This is a genomic window from Treponema endosymbiont of Eucomonympha sp., from assembly GCF_001028545.1.
Genome location: NZ_BBPW01000641.1, coordinates 1 through 449, shown reverse-complemented (window position 1 = coordinate 449; position 449 = coordinate 1). Strand labels below are relative to the sequence as shown.

The following is a 449-nucleotide window of genomic DNA, read 5'->3' as shown; positions in this document are numbered from 1 at the left end:
TTCCTGAACCTGTTGAACTAAAATTCTCGAAAATCGGCGAATACCCGAACTGAACCCCTGTGCTTACACTTGCGGCATACGGGTACGGCATTTTTTCGGCATAAAGGTTCTGCCTGTGGGCAAAGGCAACGCGCTGTGGCGTGCCGTAGCTTCGCCGACTGGGACTGCCGAAATGGAGAGAAAGGGAGCGGGCTTTGCCCGTTCCCTTTCTCGTCTCATAGGGGAAGCGGTTTTGCCGCTTCCCCTATGACGGCGCACAGGCAGGATATGGCGAAAAACCTTTGCATTATATAGAGATAGAAGGCTAGCTGGCGGGATTTTTGGCGCGGCTCACAGGCTCTTATGCGCGGCTCGCAGGATTTTTTGCGTCACTCACAAAGTTTTTTGCGCCGCTCACAAAATTTTATGCGCCGCTCGCAGGATTTTATTCGCGGCTCACAAAGCTTTTT

1 protein-coding gene is annotated in these 449 nt (G+C 52.3%); it reads left to right on the top strand.

Annotation, left to right across the window (positions count from 1 at the left end; translation table 11 throughout):
• Positions 1–135: 135 nt before the first annotated feature.
• Positions 136–294, top strand: coding sequence for a hypothetical protein (locus AWU74_RS12275; RefSeq protein ID WP_187150982.1), 159 nt, complete (start codon positions 136–138; stop codon positions 292–294).
• Positions 295–449: the final 155 nt, after the last annotated feature.